We start from the raw sequence: 17727 nt of genomic DNA on the forward strand, positions 1-17727 counted from the left end.
GATGGCTCACATGGTTTCTGAAAGGTCGCGGAAGACGGCCGGCCGGGTGCTGGGCGTGCTGCGGTCGGTCGGCACGGTGCTGGCCGGAGCGGCAGTGGTGTTGTTGGTGTGGGCCGCGGTGCTGGGCGCGTGGGCGCGGTTGGCCGCACCGCGCAGCGCCGCCGAAAGCGCCTGGTACGTGGTCGGCCTGCACCGCTGGGGCGACGCTTTGCCGAACCGGATGGCTTTGGCCGTGGCGGTGATCGCGGTCGTGTTGATCGCGGCGATGGCCTACGGCGTCTGGCGTGGACACACGGGCCGTGACCTGGCCGCGACTCCGGCTGGGACGGCAGGCGTGGCGGCGCTGCTGTTCATCGCCTACGTCAGCCAGGGGATCCCGGAGTTCTACCGGATGGTGATGGACAGTTCGCCGGTCACCGCGGCCTTGCCCGCCGGCATGGCGTCGTGGTGGTTGTGTCTGGCCGGTGCGGCGGCGACGTTCCTCGCGGCGCGGGCCGTCCCGCGGCTGGACCGCGCCGCGGCGAGGTTGCTGGCTGTCGGTGCAGCGATCGCCGTCGTGGTTGCCGCGGTGGTGACCGTGGGCGCGTTGCGGGCTGGTGACGACGGGCGCTTCGTCGATGCGACGACGGCCTCAGCTACCGATGTTCCGGCGGTGCCCAACTCGTTGGGGAAGCGGACGTTCACGGTGTCGGTGCCCGACGCGTTCTCCGACCAGCGCCTGCCGGCGTATGACATCGCTTCTGCCGGAGCGGGTTTCGCGGTGTACCGGGACGGCCGCATCACGGCCTACGGTCCCGACGGCAAGGAGCGCTGGCACTACGCCCGTACCGGGCCCGGCGATGTGGGCGTCACCGGGATGCGGGTCATCGACGGTGGCGCCACGGTCTTGGCCTTCATCGACGGCGGTCTTGTCGGCCTGGACGCCATCACCGGGCAGCGGTTGTGGATCGGTGCGGCCACAGATCTGCAGGAGGCCGCCCGCGGGCGTTTCAGTGTTGCGACCGGTCCGTTCATCGTCGGTTGGAACGACGAACGCATCTGGACCCGGTATGACGGTCGGACCGGCCGCGCGATGTGGAGCGTGCCCGCACCGCACCCCGGATGCGGCATCGTCGAACCTCTGGTGACCGCTTCGGGTGTGGTGTCGACGGTCCAATGCCAGGACGGCAAGGTCTGGTTGACGGTGCTCGATCCCGAAACCGGGGAAACCGGTTGGGACACAGTGCTGACGGACAAGCCGATCGACCCGTCGTTGCCGATCGAACAGCGCTACCTCAAACTCGGGGCCAGGCCGGCGAACGGTATCGGAGTCTTCGTTTCACTGCTCGGATCCGGTGCGCCGGGCGGTGCACTGTATGCCGACATCGCTCACCGTGTGGTGACCGCATTACCGGCAGACGGGCGTCCCGCGGAAACATACGGTCCCGGTGAGGACTTCGTGGTGTGGTATCTGACCGACCGCGCCACCCGACTGACCCTGTTCGGTCCTGACGGGCATCAGCGATGCCAGGTTCCCGATGGCGTCGAGCCGGTTCGGACGAATGTGCCGAGCCTACGAGTCGATCAGCCTGCCTTTGTCACGTTCCCTGACAGCCTGGTGCTCGCCGACCGTGGTCCCCGGGGCGGCGCGGGATCGCTGCGCACGTTCGACGCGAAGACCTGCGCTCAGACCGCGACGGTCCCTGCCGAGTCGGTCGAAGGACTCGTCCCGACCCCGGGCGCCGTGTTGGTGCTGCGGCGCGACGGGCAGGCGCTGCAGGTCGACGGGTACACCCCTTAGGCGGGTGTATTGGCCAGCGTGGGAACGGCTTCTGCGGGGTAGCGGTCCTGGGCGTCCCAGACGTCCCAGGTCTGCACGGCCCAGAACACGGCGAACAGCACGATGAGGGCGAGCTCGACGGCGATCACCCAGAAGTGCCATCCCAGGATCAGCAGCACGACTCCGGCCACGATGGTGACGAGCATGAGCGTGGCGATGGTCGCGTAGAACCTGGCCAGGTGCCGGCGCACGGCGGCTCTGGCGTAGCACGCGTGGTAGACCGCCACCAGAGTGATGGCCAGGAACATGGCCACCGCCGCGATCACGTGTGCGTGGTCGGCGAACCAGCCCCACAACATCAGCGGCGCGCCGGCGATAGAGATGACCAATAGCGCTGCCGGCAACCATTTTTCGATACTCAGGAGCGTGGTGGCAATCGTCTTCCACGGTGAGGCGGCCTCTTCGCAGGAGGGGGCCGACGCCACCGGTGCTGACTGTGGACGGCGCCAGCGCTCCAGCGCCAGGTACATCCCGGTGGCTGCGGCGACGGCCACGAACAATGCGGCGACGTTGTTGGCGACACCGCCGAACGGGTCGGTCACCGTGGGAAGCCAAGGGCGGCAGAGGTCGTCGGGGCCGGTGGGCACGAGGGCCACGATGAACGCCATGAAGCCCGAGTAGTTCAACAGCGCGTCCTCACCGACCCGGCTGCCCTTGTACGCGATCAGGCAGATGCCGATGGCGCACAGTGAGGCCAGGAACACCGCGTGGGTACGGGTGTAGAAGAACGCGCTGATCGAGCCCTGCGGGCAACTGTGCGCCCACGTCAATGCCAATGAGGTCAACAGAAACACCACCAGCGCGACCAGGCCGACCCGCACATAGCGGTAGGTCACCATCGTGTCACTGGTGAAATCTGTGCTCACCTCACAAGTGTGTCCGGAGCTCCCGTCACCACGCAATGGGTATGGCTGTAGATGGTCGGCATGCACATGTTGCAGTGTGTGCAAAGCGATTTGACCGAACCCTTGTCTTCCTCGGCCTTGATCCGGTTGAGCAGGTCCGGCTCGGCGAGCAGCGCGCGGCCCATCGCGATGAATTCGAAGCCGGCCGCCATCGCCCGGTCCATGGTCTCGCGGTTGGTGATGCCGCCCAGCAGGATGATGGGCATGGTCAGCTCGGCGCGGAACTTCTCGGCGTCGCGCATGAGATACGCCTCGTGGTAAGGGTATTCGCGGAAGAACTTGTTGCCGCTCATCCGGATCCCCCAGCTGATGGGGGGTTTGAAGTTCGCGGCGAACTCCTTGACCGGGGCGCCGCCGCGGAACAGGTACATGGGGTTGACCAGCGAGCTGCCCGCGGTGAGTTCGATGGCGTCCAGGCCGCCGTCCTCCTCGAGCCACTTCGCCGTCTGCAGCGACTCGTCGATCGGGATGCCGCCGCGGACGCCGTCGCTCATGTTGAGCTTGGCGATGACGGCGATCTTCTTGTCGCCGTGCTTGTCGACGGCGTCGCGCACCGCGCGCACCAGTCCGCGGGCCACCTTCGCCCGGTTCTCCAGCGATCCGCCGAACTCGTCGGTGCGCCGGTTGATGAGCGGGGACAGGAACGAGCTGGCGAGGTAGTTGTGGCCGAGGTGCACCTCGACCGCGTCGAACCCGGAGTCGATGGCCAGCCGCGCGGCGTTGGCGTGAGCTGCGGTGACCTCGCGGATGTCGTCGAGCGAGGCTTTCTTGGCAAACCGCATCGACAGCGGGTTGAAGAACCGCACCGGCGCGAGCGCCGTGGCCTTGTTGGTCCGGGAGTTGGCGACGGGCCCGGCGTGGCCGATCTGGGCGCTGATGGCCGCGCCCTCGGCGTGGATGGTCTCGGTGAGTTTGGTCAGTCCGGGCACGGCCTCGGGCCGCATCCAGATCTGCCAGCCGTCGGTGCGGCCGCCGGGAGCCACCGCGCAGTAGGCGACGGTGGTCATGCCGACGCCACCGGCCGCGGGCAGTCGGTGGTAGTTGATCAAATCGTCTGTGACCAGCGCATTGGGCGTGGACGCTTCGAAGGTGGCGGCCTTGATGATGCGGTTGCGCAACGTCACGGGGCCGAGCTTGGCCTCACTGAAAACATCAGTGAACACATTGGGCTGAGTGTTCATGTACGAAGCCTGCCACAGTGCAACTTTGCGCGGCCCGCCGCAGTGCCTGACACAATGGCAGCCGTGGGTGCGATTGTTTTGGACGGTAAGGCGACGCGCGACGAGATCTTCGTCGACCTCAAGCAGCGCGTAGCGAAGTTGGCCGAGGGCAGCCGGACACCCGGCCTCGGGACCGTGCTGGTCGGTGACGACCCGGGGTCGCAGGCCTATGTGCGCGGCAAGCACGCCGACTGCGCCAAGGTGGGTATCAACTCGATCCGCCGAGATCTGCCTGCCGACATCACCCAGGCCCAACTCGACGAGACCATCGACGAGCTCAACGCCAACCCGGAGTGCACCGGGTACATCGTGCAGCTGCCGCTGCCCAAGCATCTTGACGAGAACGCGGCGCTGGAGCGCATCGATCCGGCCAAGGACGCCGACGGACTGCACCCGACGAATCTCGGTCGGCTGGTGCTGGGTAAGGACGCGCCTCTTCCCTGTACGCCCCGCGGCATCGTGCACCTGCTGCGCCGGTTCGACGTACCGATCGCGGGGGCGCATGTCGTGGTGATCGGACGTGGGGTCACCGTCGGCCGGCCGATGGGTCTGCTGCTGACCCGGCGTTCGGAGAACGCCACCGTGACGCTGTGCCACACCGGCACCCGGGACCTGCCCGCGCTAACCCGGCAGGCCGACATCATCATCGCAGCGGTCGGTGTGCCGCACATGGTCACCGCGGACATGGTGAAGCCGGGTGCGGCCGTCGTCGATGTCGGCGTCAGCCGGGTGGAAGGCAAGCTGGCCGGCGATGTCGCGCCCGATGTCTGGGATGTGGCCGGGCACGTGTCGCCCAATCCGGGTGGGGTGGGTCCGCTGACCCGCGCGTTCCTGCTGACCAATGTCGTCGAGCTCGAAGAGTCGAAACTGGCGTGACAGCAAAGGAGTTCGTCCGCAAGGTGGTTGCCGGGCAGTGGCCGATCCTGGTGGTCGGGCTCATCTTCGTCGCGGCCTTCGCCTTGGTGGTGGCGGGCTACTGGCGTCGCGGCGCGCTGTTCATCGGCATCGGGGTGGGCGCCGCCGCGGCGCTGCGCCTGGCCTTGGCCGATGACCGGGCCGGGCTTCTGGTGGTGCGCTCGCGAACCATCGACTTCGCCACCACGGCGACGGTGAGTGCGGTGGTGCTCTACATCGCCTGGACCATCGACCCGCTCGGCACCAGCTAGCCGACCGCGGCGAACAAGGCCACCCACTGCTGTGCGGACATGTCCCGTGGCAGTGCCGACGGGTGGATTCCGTTGAGCCGCAGCCATCGCCGATCCACGTGAGGTCGCAGGATCTGCGCCAGACCACGGCCCCGCGCGGTGAACACCTCGTGTGCCAGGGCCTGGTACCGGCGGCGGTCGGCCCACGGGAGCAGGGGTTCGTCGCGGCGCTTGATGGCCAGCAGCCCGCCGTCGACGCCGGGCCGTGGCCGAAACGCGTCCGCGGAAACCTTTCGCACCAAATCGAACTCGAACCACGGCCACCACTGCGCCGTCATCATGGTCGCGCCGCCGACAGCGGCCCGCCGCCGGGCCACCTCCCACTGCATCAGCAGTACGCCATCAGTCCAGCCCGGCCCGTGCAACAGCTTCCGCAAGATCGAGGTGGTCAGGTGAAAGGGCAGGTTGCCCACCACCACGTGCGGCGTCGGCGGCAGCCGGTACCGCAGGAAGTCGGTGCTGAGCACCTCGGCCGAGGTCCGGTTCGCGAGTCGTCCGGCCCGTCGGCGGTCGATCTCGATGGCGGTCAACGGGCGGCCCAGCCGTTGCAGCGGCAGGGTCAGCGCGCCGTCTCCGGCGCCGATCTCGACGATGGGACCTGTTGTGCGCGCGACGATTTTGACGATATCGGCGACCACTCGACGGTCGCACAGAAAGTTTTGGCCGTACTCGTGCCGGCCGTGATGAGTTGAAGACACGGATACTCCGCAGACGCAGGGACAGAGCTGCTGCGGCGGATGTTCCGAAAGGGTGAAGATCCGCCGGCTATGTGATGCGCAAGCGGATGTAGGTCACTGACATGGCTGCCACGGTAGGCAGGTGGCGGCCTGGCTTCAACTGATTATTGGCGCCGCAGGAGATGCCCAAAAGGCAATCTTGCCTAATGTGCAATATTTGGTTACCGTGAAGCCATGGCACCCGGACTGCGAGAACGCAAGAAACTCGACACCCGCAGGGCGCTGAGCGATGCCGCGCTGAGCCTCGCGTTCGAACGTGGGCTGGAGAACGTCACCCGCGAGGACATCGCCAACCTGGCCGGGGTCTCGCTGCGCACGTTCACCAACTACTTCGCCGGCAAGTACGACGCCCTGGCCTACCGGCAACAGGAACGGATGCGCAGCAGCATCGAAATGCTGCGCAGGCGTCCGGCGGATGAGCCGCTGTGGACCGCCATCGCCGAATCGGTGATCAAACCGGTGGACGCCGACATGTCGGACGTCTACGGTGTGGAGAACGCGCTGCCCACCCGCGAACAGCTGGCCGAGGTCCGAAAACTGCTGATGATCCCGGAGATTCGCGATGTGACCTTCCGCGGGATGGCCGAAGAGTGGGTCGCGGCGATCGCCGAGCGGACGGGCACGGATCCGCAGCGGGACATGTACCCGCGGCTGGTGGCGGCCGTGGTGCGCGCGGTCGGCGATGTCGCGATGGACGAGTACGGGATCTCAGATCCACCAGTGTCTTTCACGTCATTGCTGCGCAAAGGGTTCGCGGCGGTGGCCGCGGGGCTGCCCGAACCATCACCGCCGACTTCTACCTGAGGGTTGGGGTGGCGGCCAGTCAACTGCCCTGGCGTCGAAACCGACGCACACCGGGCACCGAACATGTGGGGAGAAACCATGACCGAAGTAGATGTCGTCATCTCGGGTGCCGGGCCCAACGGCCTGTTGGTGGCGGGGGAGTTGGCCCTGGCGGGGGTCCGCCCGGTGGTGCTCGAGCAATTGCCCGAGCCCAGCGCGGAACTCAAGGCCAACGGCATTGTCGGACAGGCCAATCGAGTGCTCGATCTGCGGGGTCTGTATCAGGAGCTCAGCGGGACGGGCGAGGCGCCGGAGCCGATGGCCGGCTACATCTTCGCGGGCATGCAGGTGCCGTTCACCGATGTCGTCGACAACCCGATGTACGGCATGCTGATCCAGCAGCCGCGTGTGGTGCGCCAGTTGGTGGACTGGGTGCAGGGCCTCGGGGTCGAGATCCGCTGGGGGCACGAACTCGTCGGTCTCGAGCAGGGCGCTTCAGGCGTCGTCATCGACATCGCCTCGCCGTCGGGCGACTACCGACTTCCGGCCACCTACCTGGTCGGGGCCGACGGCGGCCGCAGCCCGGTCAGGAAGCAGGCGGGTATCGAGTTTCCCGGGCTCACCACGGACGTGGTCGCCAGGGTGGCCCACGTCAGCCTGCCGGATGAACTGCGCAGTGGGTACGGAGAATTGAATGTTCCCGGTCTGGGGCGAATCCCCTTTGGGCACAATCGTTTCGACGGTGGTGTGCTGATCTACGCGGAATTCCAGCCGGGACGGTCGATGGTCGGGACCATCGAGTATGGGTCGCTGCTGCCCGACGCCGCCCCCGAGATGACCATCGACGAACTGCGCGCGAGCGTGAACCGGGTTGTCGGCGTCGACGTGCCGATAGCGCCCCCGAACTGGCCTGGCCCGCATGCTCTGCGGCGGATCAACGGCCAGAACACCCGTCAGGCCTCGCAGTACCGCGCCGGCAATGTCTTTCTGGTGGGCGATGCCGCCCATGTGCATTCGGCGATGGGCGGGCCCGGGTTGAACCTCGGCATGCAGGACGCGATGAACCTGGGCTGGAAACTCGCCGCCGCTGTGCACGGCCGGGCACCCGATGGCCTGCTGGACAGCTATCACAGCGAGCGCTGGCCGGCGGGGCAGCGGGTGATGATGCACTCCATGGCTCAGGCCGCACTGATGGCCGCCGGTCCCGAAGTCACCGCGCTCCGAACGCTTTTCGGCGAGCTGCTGGCGACCCGGGACGGCTCGACGCACATCGCAGGGCTGCTCTCCGGTTCCGACGTCCGCTATGACGTCGGCGACGTGCACCGGCTGTCCGGATACTTCGTCCCCGATTTCGTGCTCGACGACGGTCGTCGGGTCGCCGAGTTGCTGTGCTCGGGCCGACCGGTCTTGCTCGACCTGTCCGGCGGCGACTGTGCCGACGCAGTGTCGGGTTGGCAGGATCGGGTCGATGTCGTCGTGGCGACCGCCGTCGACCGGCCTGCCGCAGCGTTGCTGATCCGGCCCGACGGCTATGTCGCCTGGGCCGCAGACGAATTCGACGAGGATGGGCTGCGTGCTGCGCTGCAGCGCTGGTTCGGGCCGGAGGCCGAGGTGGCCGCGCTCAGCGCCTGAGCGCTCGGCGCAGGACGGCGGGGCGGCGGGCGATCTTCGGCCCGACCATGAGTGCGAACGCGGTGATCGCCAACCACGGCCGGAGGTGCGGCCGCAGACGCCGGATCTGACCGTTGTCGTCGAGTTCGAACACCAGCGCGTCGGTGATGGTCAGGCCCCCTGCGAGCCGGCCTTCGCTGACCGCCACGCGCGTCTGTCCCTCTCCGATGACCTCGTGCCAGGTGAGCTCTCGCAAACCGCCGTACACCGCGCTGAGTAACGCGTGGAGATCATCGTGTCCGCGAAACACCATGCGGCCGGACAGCGGTGAGATGAGCTCTGCATCGGGAGCCAGAGTGGTCATCAGTCGGTCGATGTCGTTGGAACGGGTGGCCTCACAGAACGCGGTAACCGAATCTGTCGTGGTTGTCATGTCCACTTCCTCGGGTCGCTTGCGAATTACAACTTACTCAACCCTAGTCCATTGCAATTAGCAATGGACTAGGGTTGAGGCGTGCCCAAGCAGTCGTTCAGTGACATCGCGTGCTCCGTCGCGCGCGCCGTCGACGTGATCGGGCAGCGCTGGACGCCCCTGATCCTGCGTGACCTGTTCGCCGGGTTGGCGCGGTTCGAAGACATCCGTCGTGACTTGGGTATCGCGTCGAACATCCTGGCCGCGCGTCTCGACGACCTCGAATGCCACGGGGTGGTGCAGCGGCGCCAATATCAGAGTGCGCCGCCGCGCTACGAGTACCTGCTCACCGACAAAGGGCGCGATCTGTACCCGGTGATCGCGACACTGCTCGCCTGGGGGGACAAGTGGCAGGCCGGCGTCGATGGGCCGCCCGCGCTACTCGTGCACACCGAATGTGGTTGCGTGACAACGGCAAAGACGGTCTGCGCGCACTGCGATGGCGAACTCGATGCCACGACAACCTCGGCCATGGCCGGTCCAGGTGCCCGGCCCGGCCCGGGTACGGCCCTGATCGGGGAGTTCATCATGGGTCGCGCCACGTGAACGCCGCCGAATCCTAAGTCAGGCCGGCCCGGATGCCCACCGTGACGTAGGGCAGCGCCAGCCCCGAAGAGTTGGCCAGCGCCGGGTGTGTGGCGAGCAGTTCGCGGACCTTTTCCAAGGTCCTGGTACGCACCCGCTCAGGCGAGGTGATGCAGTAACTGCGGGAGGCCACCAGATCGATGAGGGCCTGGGGCGTCAGATAACTCGTCCACTCCACCTGATGCCGTTCGATCTCGCCGAACGGCTCGGCGAGTTTCACCTCGTTGTTGAACGGATCGTGTTCGGGACCGATGATGTGGCCCAGATCCTTGACCCAGCCCAGCCGCTCGTCGCGGGTGTTCCACACCAGCCCCAACCGGCCTCCGGGGCGCAGCACCCGGCTGACCTCCTTGACCGCCCGCTCGGGGTCGAACCAGTGCCAGGCCTGGGCCACCAGCACCGCGTCGACGCTGTTGTCGGCCAGCGGAATCTCCTCGGCCGTGCCGAGCAGCGCCGGGGTGTCCGGCAGTGAGTTCGACAGCAGCTCAAGCATTTCCGGGATGGGATCGACGGCAATCACGTTCAGCCCGCGTTCCACGAGCCGGGTGGTCAGCTTGCCGGTACCCGCGCCCAGGTCCAGCACGTCCTGGGCGCCCTCGGGAAGCAGCCAGTCGATGGTCTCCGGCGGATACGATGGCCGGCCGCGTTCATATGCCGCGGCTTCCGAGCCGAAGGACAGGGAACGCTGCTTGGGCGAGCTCACCGCTGTGCCAGCTCCAGTGTGCGGCGGATCAGCTTGCCGACCACTTCGGTCTCCACCAGGAAGCCGTCGTGGCCGTAGGCCGAGTCGACGACGTCGAGACCGTTGCAGCCCGGCAGTAATTCGGCCAGTTCCTCCTGCAGCCTGATGGGATACAGCCGGTCGGAGGTGATCCCGCCGACGATGACGGGCACCGGACAACTGCGCAGCGCGCTGACGACGCCGCCGCGGCCACGGCCCACATCGTGGGTGGACAGCGCATCGGAGAGGATCACGTAGGTGCCCGGGTCGAATCGGCGGGCCAGTTTGCCGCCCTGGTATTCCAGGTAGCTCTGCACTCCGTAGCGCCCTCCGGTGGTCGGGTCCTCCTCGCCTTGAGCGTCGTTGCCGAACCGCTCGTCGAGTTCTTCCTCGCCGCGATAGGTCAGGTGCGCGAAGCGCCGGGCGATCTCCATGCCGGCCAGGGGGGCCCGGTCGGTGCCGTAGTAGTCCCCGCCCTGCCAATCGGGATCGGCCTTGATCGCGGCCACCTGGGTGCTCTGGGTGCCGATCTGATCGGCCGTGGCACGGGCGCCGACGGCGAGCACCAGGCCGGACCGCACTTCGTCGGGGTGCCCGATGAGCCATTCCAGCGCGCGCGCCCCGCCCATCGAGCCGCCGACCACCGCGGCCACCTCGGTGATGCCGAAGGCCGCCAGCGCGGCCCGGTCCGCCTCGACCTGGTCTCGGATGGTGATCTGGGGAAACCTTGAGCCCCACGGCTTTCCGTCGGGCGCGAGCGAGCCGGGGCCGGTGGATCCGCGGCAACCGCCGAGCACGTTGGTCGAGATCGCGCACCACTGGTCGGTGTCGATCGGGGCGCCTGGTCCGGCCACCCCGTCCCACCAGCCTGCGGTCGGATGGCCGTCGCCTGCCGGTCCGGTGACGTGGGAGTCGCCGGTCAGCGCGTGGAGCACCATCACCACGTTGTCGCGGGCGGGGGACAACTCACCCCAGCGCTGCACGGCGATCGACACGTCAGGCAGGACGGTGCCGCTCTCGAGCGTCAGCGCACCGATGTGCACGACGCTGATTTCGCCTTCGGCGGGCAAACTCAGGGTGGACACGGCCGGTTCTTCGGTGATCGTCATGCCGGTCTTCTCTCGCCGTCCTACACCGTCGCCGCAGTCTGCGGGACGCCGCTGAACGGACGCGCGGCGGCGAATCCCTGCTCCAGGTCGGCCAGGATGTCGTCGATGCCCTCGATACCGACGGCCAAGCGCACCAGACCGGGCGTGACGCCGGTGGTCAGTTGCTCCTCGGGCGAGAGCTGCGCATGTGTGGTCGAGGCGGGATGGATCACCAGGGAACGCACGTCACCGATATTGGCGACGTGACTGTGCAGTGTCAGGGCGTTGACGAATGCCTTGCCTGCCTCGATTCCGCCCTCCAGTTCGAACGCGAGCACGGCACCGGTGCCCTTCGGGGCGATGGTCCGGCCCAGCTCATACCAGGGAGAGGTGGGGAGTCCGGCGTAGTTCACCGAGCTCACACCTTCGTGCCCGGCCAGGAACTCGGCGACCTTCTGCGCATTGGCCACGTGGCGTTCAACACGCAGAGACAGCGTTTCCAATCCCTGTGCGATCAAAAAGGCATTGAAGGGTGAGACGGCGCTGCCCAGATCGCGCAGCAGCTGTACCCGGGCCTTGAGCGCGAAGGCCGGTGCACCGAGCTCGGCGAAGACCACGCCGTGGTAGCTGGGGTCTGGTGTGGTGAATCCGGGGAAACGCCCGCTGGCGGTCCAGTCGAAGTTGCCGCCGTCGACGATCGCCCCGGCGATCGCCGAACCGTGCCCACCCAGGTACTTGGTCGCCGAGTGCACCACGATGTCGGCACCGAGCGCGATCGGCTGGATCAGGTACGGGGTCGCGATGGTGTTGTCGACGATCAGCGGCACACCGTTCTCGTGTGCCACGGCGGACACCTTGGGAATGTCGAGTACGTCGATCTGGGGGTTGGAGATGGTCTCGGCGAAGAAGGCCTTGGTGTTCGGCCGGACGGCGGTCTGCCATGAGTCGGGAGCATCAGGGTCTTTGACGAAGCTGACCTCGATGCCCAGCTTGGGCAGCGTGTAGTGGAAGAGGTTGTACGTGCCGCCGTACAGGCGCGGGCTGGACACGATGTGGTCGCCGGCGCCGGCCAGGTTGAGGATCGCGAAGGTCTCTGCGGCCTGGCCCGAGGACAGCAGCAGCGCGGCGACGCCGCCTTCGAGTGCCGCGATGCGCTGCTCGACGACGTCGGTGGTGGGGTTACCGATGCGGGTGTAGATGTTGCCCGGCTCGGCCAGGCCGAACAGGGCGGCGGCGTGGTCGGTGCTGTCGAATGTGTACGAGGTGGTCTGGTAGATCGGCAGCGCGCGGGCGTTGGTGGCGCTGTCCGGCGTCTGGCCGGCGTGGACCTGCTTGGTCTCGAACGACCAGTTGGAGCCTTCGGGATTTGTCATGGCTGGGGTTTCTCCTCCGGGACGGGATGAGGGAGATAGGGGTGTGGTCGGTTACCGGGGTTGGTCGGGCCCGTCATCGATGACGATGGGCTGACGCCGTGGGTTCACTGACACATACACATGGCTGGCCTCCACCAGGTTTCCCTGTCTGTCTGGGGGCCCGTACCTTCGGACCCGCGCTTGCCTTGCAGCCGCGAACGACTGCTCAACCTGGTCATCACCCGGGGCACCCCACCGCGGTTGGAGGGTTGCCGGCCAGCAAGCCGGGGCTTGATGCTGACACTCATGACCGGCTTGCAGCTTATCGCAACGCGTTGAGGCGGTGCCAGTCGGTTGTTCGGGGTGTTTGCCGGTTCTGCGCGAGCCGGACCGAAACACGTTCAGCTGGACGGGCGGCGGCCGGCGACGAACGCGTGAACGTCAGCCAAAGTTACTGGTCAGTAATGAAAGCTGCCCCTTCGAGGGGATGCCCGTCCTTGTAGTCTGGCCGCGATAACTAGAGCAGCGAATAACCGCGGGTGAGGGCGAGTGATCCTCGTCGAGCCCGACTGACGCCGGGAGAGCAACCATGACTGCCCAGCAGCCGACCATCATCTACACGCTGACCGACGAGGCGCCGCTGCTTGCGACGTACTCCTTCCTGCCGATCATCCGGTCCTTTGCGGAGCCGGCCGGTATCGATGTCCAGACCAGTGACATCTCGGTCGCGGCCCGCATCCTGGCCGAATTCGGTGACTACCTCACCGAGGACCAGCGCGTCCCCGACAACCTCGGAGAGCTGGGCCGGCTCACTCAGCTGCCCGAGACCAACATCATCAAGCTGCCCAACATCAGCGCCTCCGTCCCGCAGCTCATGGCCGCGGTCAAGGAACTGCAGGAGAAGGGTTACGCGATCCCGGACTACCCGGGCGATCCCAAGACCGACGAGGAGAAGGCGATCCGCGATCGCTACTCCAAGATCCTCGGCAGCGCGGTCAACCCCGTTCTGCGCGAAGGCAACTCGGACCGCCGGGCCCCCAAGGCGGTCAAGGAGTACGCGCGCAAGCATCCGCACAGCATGGGTGAGTGGTCGCAGGCCTCACGGACCCACGTGGCCACGATGAAGACCGGCGACTTCTACCACGGCGAGAAGTCGATGACGCTGGACAAGGCCCGCAATGTCCGCATGGAGCTCGATACCAACAGCGGTGAGACCGTCGTCCTGAAGCCCGAGGTCAAGCTCGACGAGGGCGACGTCATCGACAGCATGTACATGAGCAAGAAGGCGCTGATCGACTTCTACGAGGAGCAGATCGAAGACGCCTACAAGACCGGCGTGATGTTCTCGCTGCACGTCAAGGCGACCATGATGAAGGTCAGCCACCCGATCGTGTTCGGCCACGCCGTCAAGGTCTTCTACAAGGAGGCCTTCGCCAAGCACGAGAAGCTCTTCGACGAGCTCGGTGTCAACGTCAACAACGGCCTGTCGGATCTCTACAGCAAGATCGAGGCGCTGCCTGCCTCGCAGCGTGAGGAGATCATCGAGGACCTGCACCGCTGCCACGAGCACCGGCCCGAGCTGGCCATGGTGGATTCGGCCAAGGGCATCTCGAACTTCCATTCGCCCAGCGATGTCATCGTCGACGCGTCGATGCCGGCGATGATCCGCCTCGGCGGCAAGATGTACGGCGCCGACGGCCGCACCAAGGACACCAAGGCGGTCAACCCGGAGTCGACGTTCTCCCGGATGTACCAGGAAGTGATCAACTTCTGTAAGACCCACGGTCAGTTCGATCCGACCACGATGGGCACGGTGCCCAACGTCGGTTTGATGGCGCAGAAGGCCGAGGAGTACGGCAGCCACGACAAGACGTTCGAGATTCCGGAGGCCGGGGTCGCCAAGATCGTCGACATCGATTCCGGTGAGGTGCTGCTGAGCCAGGAGGTCGAAGAGGGCGACATCTGGCGGATGCCGATCGTCAAGGACGCCCCGATCCGGGACTGGGTCAAGCTGGCCGTCAACCGCGCCCGGTTGTCCGGTATGCCTGCCGTGTTCTGGCTCGATGATGAGCGTCCGCACGAGAACGAGCTGCGCAAGAAGGTCAAGGCATACCTCAAGGAAGAGGACACCGAGGGCCTGGAGATCACGATCCTGCCGCAGGTGTGGGCCATGCGCTACACGCTGGAGCGTCTGATCCGCGGCAAGGACACCATTTCGGTGACCGGCAACATCCTGCGCGACTACCTGACCGACCTGTTCCCGATTCTGGAGCTGGGCACCAGCGCCAAGATGCTCTCGATCGTGCCGCTGATGGCCGGCGGCGGCCTGTACGAGACCGGTGCCGGTGGTTCGGCACCCAAGCACGTCCATCAGTTGGTGGAGGAGAACCACCTGCGCTGGGATTCGCTCGGCGAGTTCCTCGCGTTGGGGGCCAGCCTTGAGGACCTCGGCAACAAGACCGACAACGCCAAGGCCAAGGTGCTGGCGGCCGCGCTGGACACCGCGACCGGAGAGTTGTTGAACGAGAACAAGTCTCCGTCGCGCAAGACCGGTGAGCTGGACAACCGTGGCAGCCAGTTCTACCTCGCGCTGTACTGGGCGCAGGCGTTGGCCGAGCAGACCGAGGACAAGGAGCTGGCCGCGCACTTCGCGCCGCTGGCCAAGGCGCTCGGCGAGCAGGAGCAGGCCATCATCTCCGAACTCAATGCGGCACAGGGCAAGCCGGCCGACATCGGCGGCTACTACTACCCGGACCCGGAGAAGACTGCCGCGGTGATGCGTCCGAGCAAGACGCTCAACGACACACTGGCCGCCGCCGAGAACGCTTAGGTTCGGCAGCTCGGCGCGGCAACAGCCGCGCCGAGCCCGCGCTCAGGGGCGATCAGCCCGTCGCGCGGGTCTGACCGATGTGCCCGTCCACGAATTCGGTGATCACCCTGGTGATGGTGTCGGGCGCCTCGAACATCGGGACGTGACCAACGCCCTTGAGTGTCTTCACCACGGCATCCGCAGCCAGGCTCTTGGTGAAATGCCGGCTGAAGCGTGGCGCCGGCAGCACCCGGTCCTTCTCGCAGATCACGAGTTGGGTTGGGGTTCGGGAGTTTTTGATCTCCATCAGGCCCGCGGTGGTCAGTGCCTTGACCATGAGCTTGAAGTACGCCGGGCAGTGAGCCAGGTCCTCGATCAGGTCGCGGCGATCACTGTCGTTCAGCACGTCGGGTGTGGCGCTCACGGCCAGATATGAGATCTGTTTGGTCAGTGGGAGTTTCAGCAGTTGCTGGCCCAACACCGCAGTCGACAGCACGATCGGCAGCGCGGCCACGAACTTCGCGATGATCTCGTACTTCGCCGGGGTGAACCGCGACCAGCCGCCCGCGGGGGCGATGCCGGTCAGCGTGCGGGCCCGGCCGCGGCGTTCCAGTTCGAAGGCCACCCAGCCGCCGAGGGAATTGCCGACGATGTGCGCGGTGCACCAGCCGAGCTCGTCGAGCCGGCGTTCGACGTCGTCGGCCAGTGTCGCCACGTCGAGCAGGAGCGGAGCGTGCGTGCCGCCGTGGTGGCCGGCCATGGTCGGGGCGAACACCTCGTAGCGGCCGGTCTGTGCGAGTTGCGGTGCAACGTACTTCCACACGCTCTGCGACAACAGGAACGGGTGCAGCAGCAGGATCGGTTCGCCGTCGGGAGTGCCCAGGTGAATGGGAGCACGTTCAGCCATGCCGCCAGACATTAAGGTGATACCGCCGGTATCGCAAGAGGCCACCCGCGAGTGACGGTATCCACCGGTACGGTCTGTGGACGTGAGTTCTCTTACCGTCAGCACCATCAACGTCAACGGCATCCGCGCCGCGGTCAAACAGCGGTCCACCGACAACCTCGGCCTGCTCCCCTGGCTGGAAACCGAGGCCGATGTGGTGTGCCTGCAGGAGACACGGGCCGACGACGAGCAGCTCAGCGATGCCTTGGCGCCGGCCCTGGCCGACGGCTGGAACGTGGCCTCGGCTGTTCCGCATGTCAAGGGCCGCAATGGCGTAGCGGTGCTGTCCCGCCATCCCATCGAGGCGTCCCGGTTGCTGGTCTCCGACGAGTTCGAGGCCCACGGTCGCTACCTCGAAGTGGATACCGCGGGCGTGACGGTGGGCAGTGTGTACGTCCCGACCGGCGAGGCCGAGACGGACCGTCAGCTGGAGAAGGAACGGTTCATGGCCGCCGTCGCGGCGCGGATGGCCGAGCTACACCCACGTGACTCGGTGCTGTGCGGTGACTGGAACATCGCGCACACGGAGAACGACATCAAGAACTGGAAGGGCAACATCAAGAAGGCCGGCTTCCTGCCGAGTGAGCGGGCCTGGCTCACCGAATTGTTGGGCACGGGCTGGGTGGACGTGGTGCGCGGGCTGCATCCCGACGTGGCCGGGCCCTACAGCTGGTGGTCGTGGCGTGGCAAGGCGTTCGACAACGACGCCGGCTGGCGCATCGACTATCACCTGGCCAGCCCGTCACTGGCGGTCCGGGCGACGTCGGCGCGGGTGGACCGCGCGGAGCTGTATGCCCTGCGGTGGTCGGATCACTCGCCGGTGACCGTTACTTACGGCTGACGCGAGTCCGGACGACGGCCCAGGTGTAGCAGCACTTTCTCGAAATCTGTTGCCGCCGAACCATTGACGGCCCGGTCGAACGGTGATGCAGAACTGTCGCGGAGGTCACCGTCGGGGATCGCCATGACCAATGGCACGACGGCGGTGACGACATCGTCCGGCAGTTCGTAGGCCGCTCCGAGGCTGGCGGCGACGTCCCAGCCGTGCACGACGTAATCGACGAAGTGGAACCCGATCGCCAGCGCGCCGGGGAACGTCGCACCCGGTCCGAACTCGGGCAACGCGAACATCGTCTGCAAGACCCCGTCCTGCGCGAAGGCGCCGAGCACGTCGTGAGCAGCCGCGGCGTAGGTGCCGGCCGGGTCGGTGCGCACGGCGTCGGAGACCCTTTCGGCTTTCCACACCGCTTCGTCGGCGCCCTGTCCGCGGGCCGCCGCGGCGAACCCCTGATGCTGCACGGTCATGTGGGCCAGGAGATCACCCAATGTCCACGCGGCACACGGGGTGGGACGGTCCAGGTCGGAGGTTCGGACAGACTCGACGGCTTCGACGGAGCGCAGAACGGCGACGCGGTGGAGGGGCCGCAGATCCGTTTCAATAGTATGCATACGCATACGATAAGCGCGAGCACAT

General features: G+C 66.7%; 17 protein-coding genes and 1 riboswitch. Of the genes, 8 read left to right on the forward strand and 9 right to left on the reverse strand.

All coding sequences use genetic code 11. The features are described from left to right. Window positions 1-10 precede the first annotated feature (10 nt). Complete coding sequence (locus tag H977_RS0106550; RefSeq protein ID WP_036475384.1) at window positions 11-1780, forward strand: outer membrane protein assembly factor BamB family protein; 1770 nt, start codon at window positions 11-13, stop codon at window positions 1778-1780. Here the strand turns inward: H977_RS0106550 and H977_RS0106555 are convergent. Together H977_RS0106555 and H977_RS0106560 are read right to left on the reverse strand one after the other, a co-directional pair. Continuing rightward, a complete protein-coding gene (locus H977_RS0106555) occupies window positions 1777-2658 on the reverse strand; it encodes a hypothetical protein (protein ID WP_036475386.1) in 882 nt (293 codons plus the stop codon). The two genes, H977_RS0106550 and H977_RS0106555, sit on opposite strands and share 4 nt — an antisense overlap. A gap of 23 nt (window positions 2659-2681) precedes the next feature. Next, a complete protein-coding gene (locus H977_RS0106560; protein ID WP_029107103.1) occupies window positions 2682-3905 on the reverse strand; it encodes an NADH:flavin oxidoreductase in 1224 nt (407 codons plus the stop codon). Window positions 3906-3968: 63 nt separating this feature from the next. Between H977_RS0106560 and H977_RS0106565 the strand changes: the two genes are divergently transcribed. Continuing rightward, window positions 3969-4820, forward strand: a complete 852-nt coding sequence (locus H977_RS0106565; protein WP_029107104.1) for a bifunctional methylenetetrahydrofolate dehydrogenase/methenyltetrahydrofolate cyclohydrolase — start codon at window positions 3969-3971, stop codon at window positions 4818-4820. Beyond that, a complete protein-coding gene (locus H977_RS0106570) occupies window positions 4817-5110 on the forward strand; it encodes a DUF3017 domain-containing protein (RefSeq protein WP_029107105.1) in 294 nt (97 codons plus the stop codon). The genes H977_RS0106565 and H977_RS0106570 overlap by 4 nt, the downstream gene beginning before the upstream one ends. Here H977_RS0106570 and erm read toward each other — a convergent pair. Continuing rightward, complete coding sequence (gene erm / locus H977_RS0106575) at window positions 5107-5847, reverse strand: 23S ribosomal RNA methyltransferase Erm (RefSeq protein ID WP_036475239.1); 741 nt, start codon at window positions 5845-5847, stop codon at window positions 5107-5109. The genes H977_RS0106570 and erm overlap by 4 nt on opposite strands. Window positions 5848-6060: 213 nt before the next feature. Between erm and H977_RS0106580 the strand changes: the two genes are divergently transcribed. Together H977_RS0106580 and H977_RS0106585 are read left to right on the forward strand one after the other, a co-directional pair. Further along, entirely contained in the window at window positions 6061-6690 is a 630-nt protein-coding gene (locus H977_RS0106580) for a TetR/AcrR family transcriptional regulator (protein ID WP_029107107.1), read from the forward strand. 78 nt (window positions 6691-6768) lie between these two features. After that, a complete protein-coding gene (locus tag H977_RS0106585; RefSeq protein WP_029107108.1) occupies window positions 6769-8301 on the forward strand; it encodes an FAD-dependent monooxygenase in 1533 nt (510 codons plus the stop codon). Here H977_RS0106585 and H977_RS0106590 read toward each other — a convergent pair. Further along, window positions 8291-8713, reverse strand: a complete 423-nt coding sequence (locus H977_RS0106590; RefSeq protein WP_029107109.1) for a nuclear transport factor 2 family protein — start codon at window positions 8711-8713, stop codon at window positions 8291-8293. The genes H977_RS0106585 and H977_RS0106590 overlap by 11 nt on opposite strands. Before the next feature lie 81 nt (window positions 8714-8794). Here H977_RS0106590 and H977_RS0106595 point away from each other — a divergent pair, with 81 nt between their 5' ends. After that, a complete protein-coding gene (locus H977_RS0106595; RefSeq protein WP_029107110.1) occupies window positions 8795-9298 on the forward strand; it encodes a winged helix-turn-helix transcriptional regulator in 504 nt (167 codons plus the stop codon). A gap of 13 nt (window positions 9299-9311) precedes the next feature. Here H977_RS0106595 and H977_RS0106600 read toward each other — a convergent pair whose 3' ends face one another. The 3 genes from H977_RS0106600 to H977_RS32650 are packed head-to-tail and all read right to left on the reverse strand — an operon-like array spanning window position 9312 to window position 12519. Next, window positions 9312-10040, reverse strand: a complete 729-nt coding sequence (locus tag H977_RS0106600) for a class I SAM-dependent methyltransferase (RefSeq protein ID WP_029107111.1) — start codon at window positions 10038-10040, stop codon at window positions 9312-9314. After that, window positions 10037-11167: a homoserine O-acetyltransferase MetX gene (gene metX / locus H977_RS0106605; RefSeq protein WP_029107112.1), complete on the reverse strand. Its 1131-nt coding sequence runs from the start codon at window positions 11165-11167 to the stop codon at window positions 10037-10039. Before metX ends, H977_RS0106600 begins: the two co-directional genes overlap by 4 nt. Before the next feature lie 20 nt (window positions 11168-11187). Then, window positions 11188-12519: a bifunctional o-acetylhomoserine/o-acetylserine sulfhydrylase gene (locus H977_RS32650; RefSeq protein WP_051288699.1), complete on the reverse strand. Its 1332-nt coding sequence runs from the start codon at window positions 12517-12519 to the stop codon at window positions 11188-11190. 171 nt (window positions 12520-12690) lie between these two features. Beyond that, window positions 12691-12810, reverse strand: a riboswitch (SAM riboswitch). 277 nt (window positions 12811-13087) lie between these two features. Between H977_RS32650 and H977_RS0106615 the strand changes: the two genes are divergently transcribed. Next, complete coding sequence (locus tag H977_RS0106615) at window positions 13088-15328, forward strand: NADP-dependent isocitrate dehydrogenase (protein WP_029107113.1); 2241 nt, start codon at window positions 13088-13090, stop codon at window positions 15326-15328. 52 nt (window positions 15329-15380) lie between these two features. Here the strand turns inward: H977_RS0106615 and ephH are convergent, their stop codons facing one another. Continuing rightward, window positions 15381-16214, reverse strand: coding sequence for an epoxide hydrolase EphH (ephH, locus tag H977_RS0106620; RefSeq protein WP_029107114.1), 834 nt, complete (start codon window positions 16212-16214; stop codon window positions 15381-15383). A gap of 82 nt (window positions 16215-16296) precedes the next feature. Between ephH and H977_RS0106625 the strand changes: the two genes are divergently transcribed. Beyond that, window positions 16297-17094, forward strand: a complete 798-nt coding sequence (locus H977_RS0106625) for an exodeoxyribonuclease III (protein WP_036475390.1) — start codon at window positions 16297-16299, stop codon at window positions 17092-17094. On the opposite strand, the gene H977_RS0106630 is transcribed toward H977_RS0106625, so the two are convergent. Then, window positions 17085-17702: a TIGR03086 family metal-binding protein gene (locus H977_RS0106630; RefSeq protein WP_029107116.1), complete on the reverse strand. Its 618-nt coding sequence runs from the start codon at window positions 17700-17702 to the stop codon at window positions 17085-17087. The genes H977_RS0106625 and H977_RS0106630 overlap by 10 nt on opposite strands. Window positions 17703-17727 lie beyond the last annotated feature (25 nt).

This window comes from Mycobacterium sp. URHD0025 (assembly GCF_000426065.1).
Classification (GTDB): Bacteria; Actinomycetota; Actinomycetes; order Mycobacteriales; family Mycobacteriaceae; genus Mycobacterium.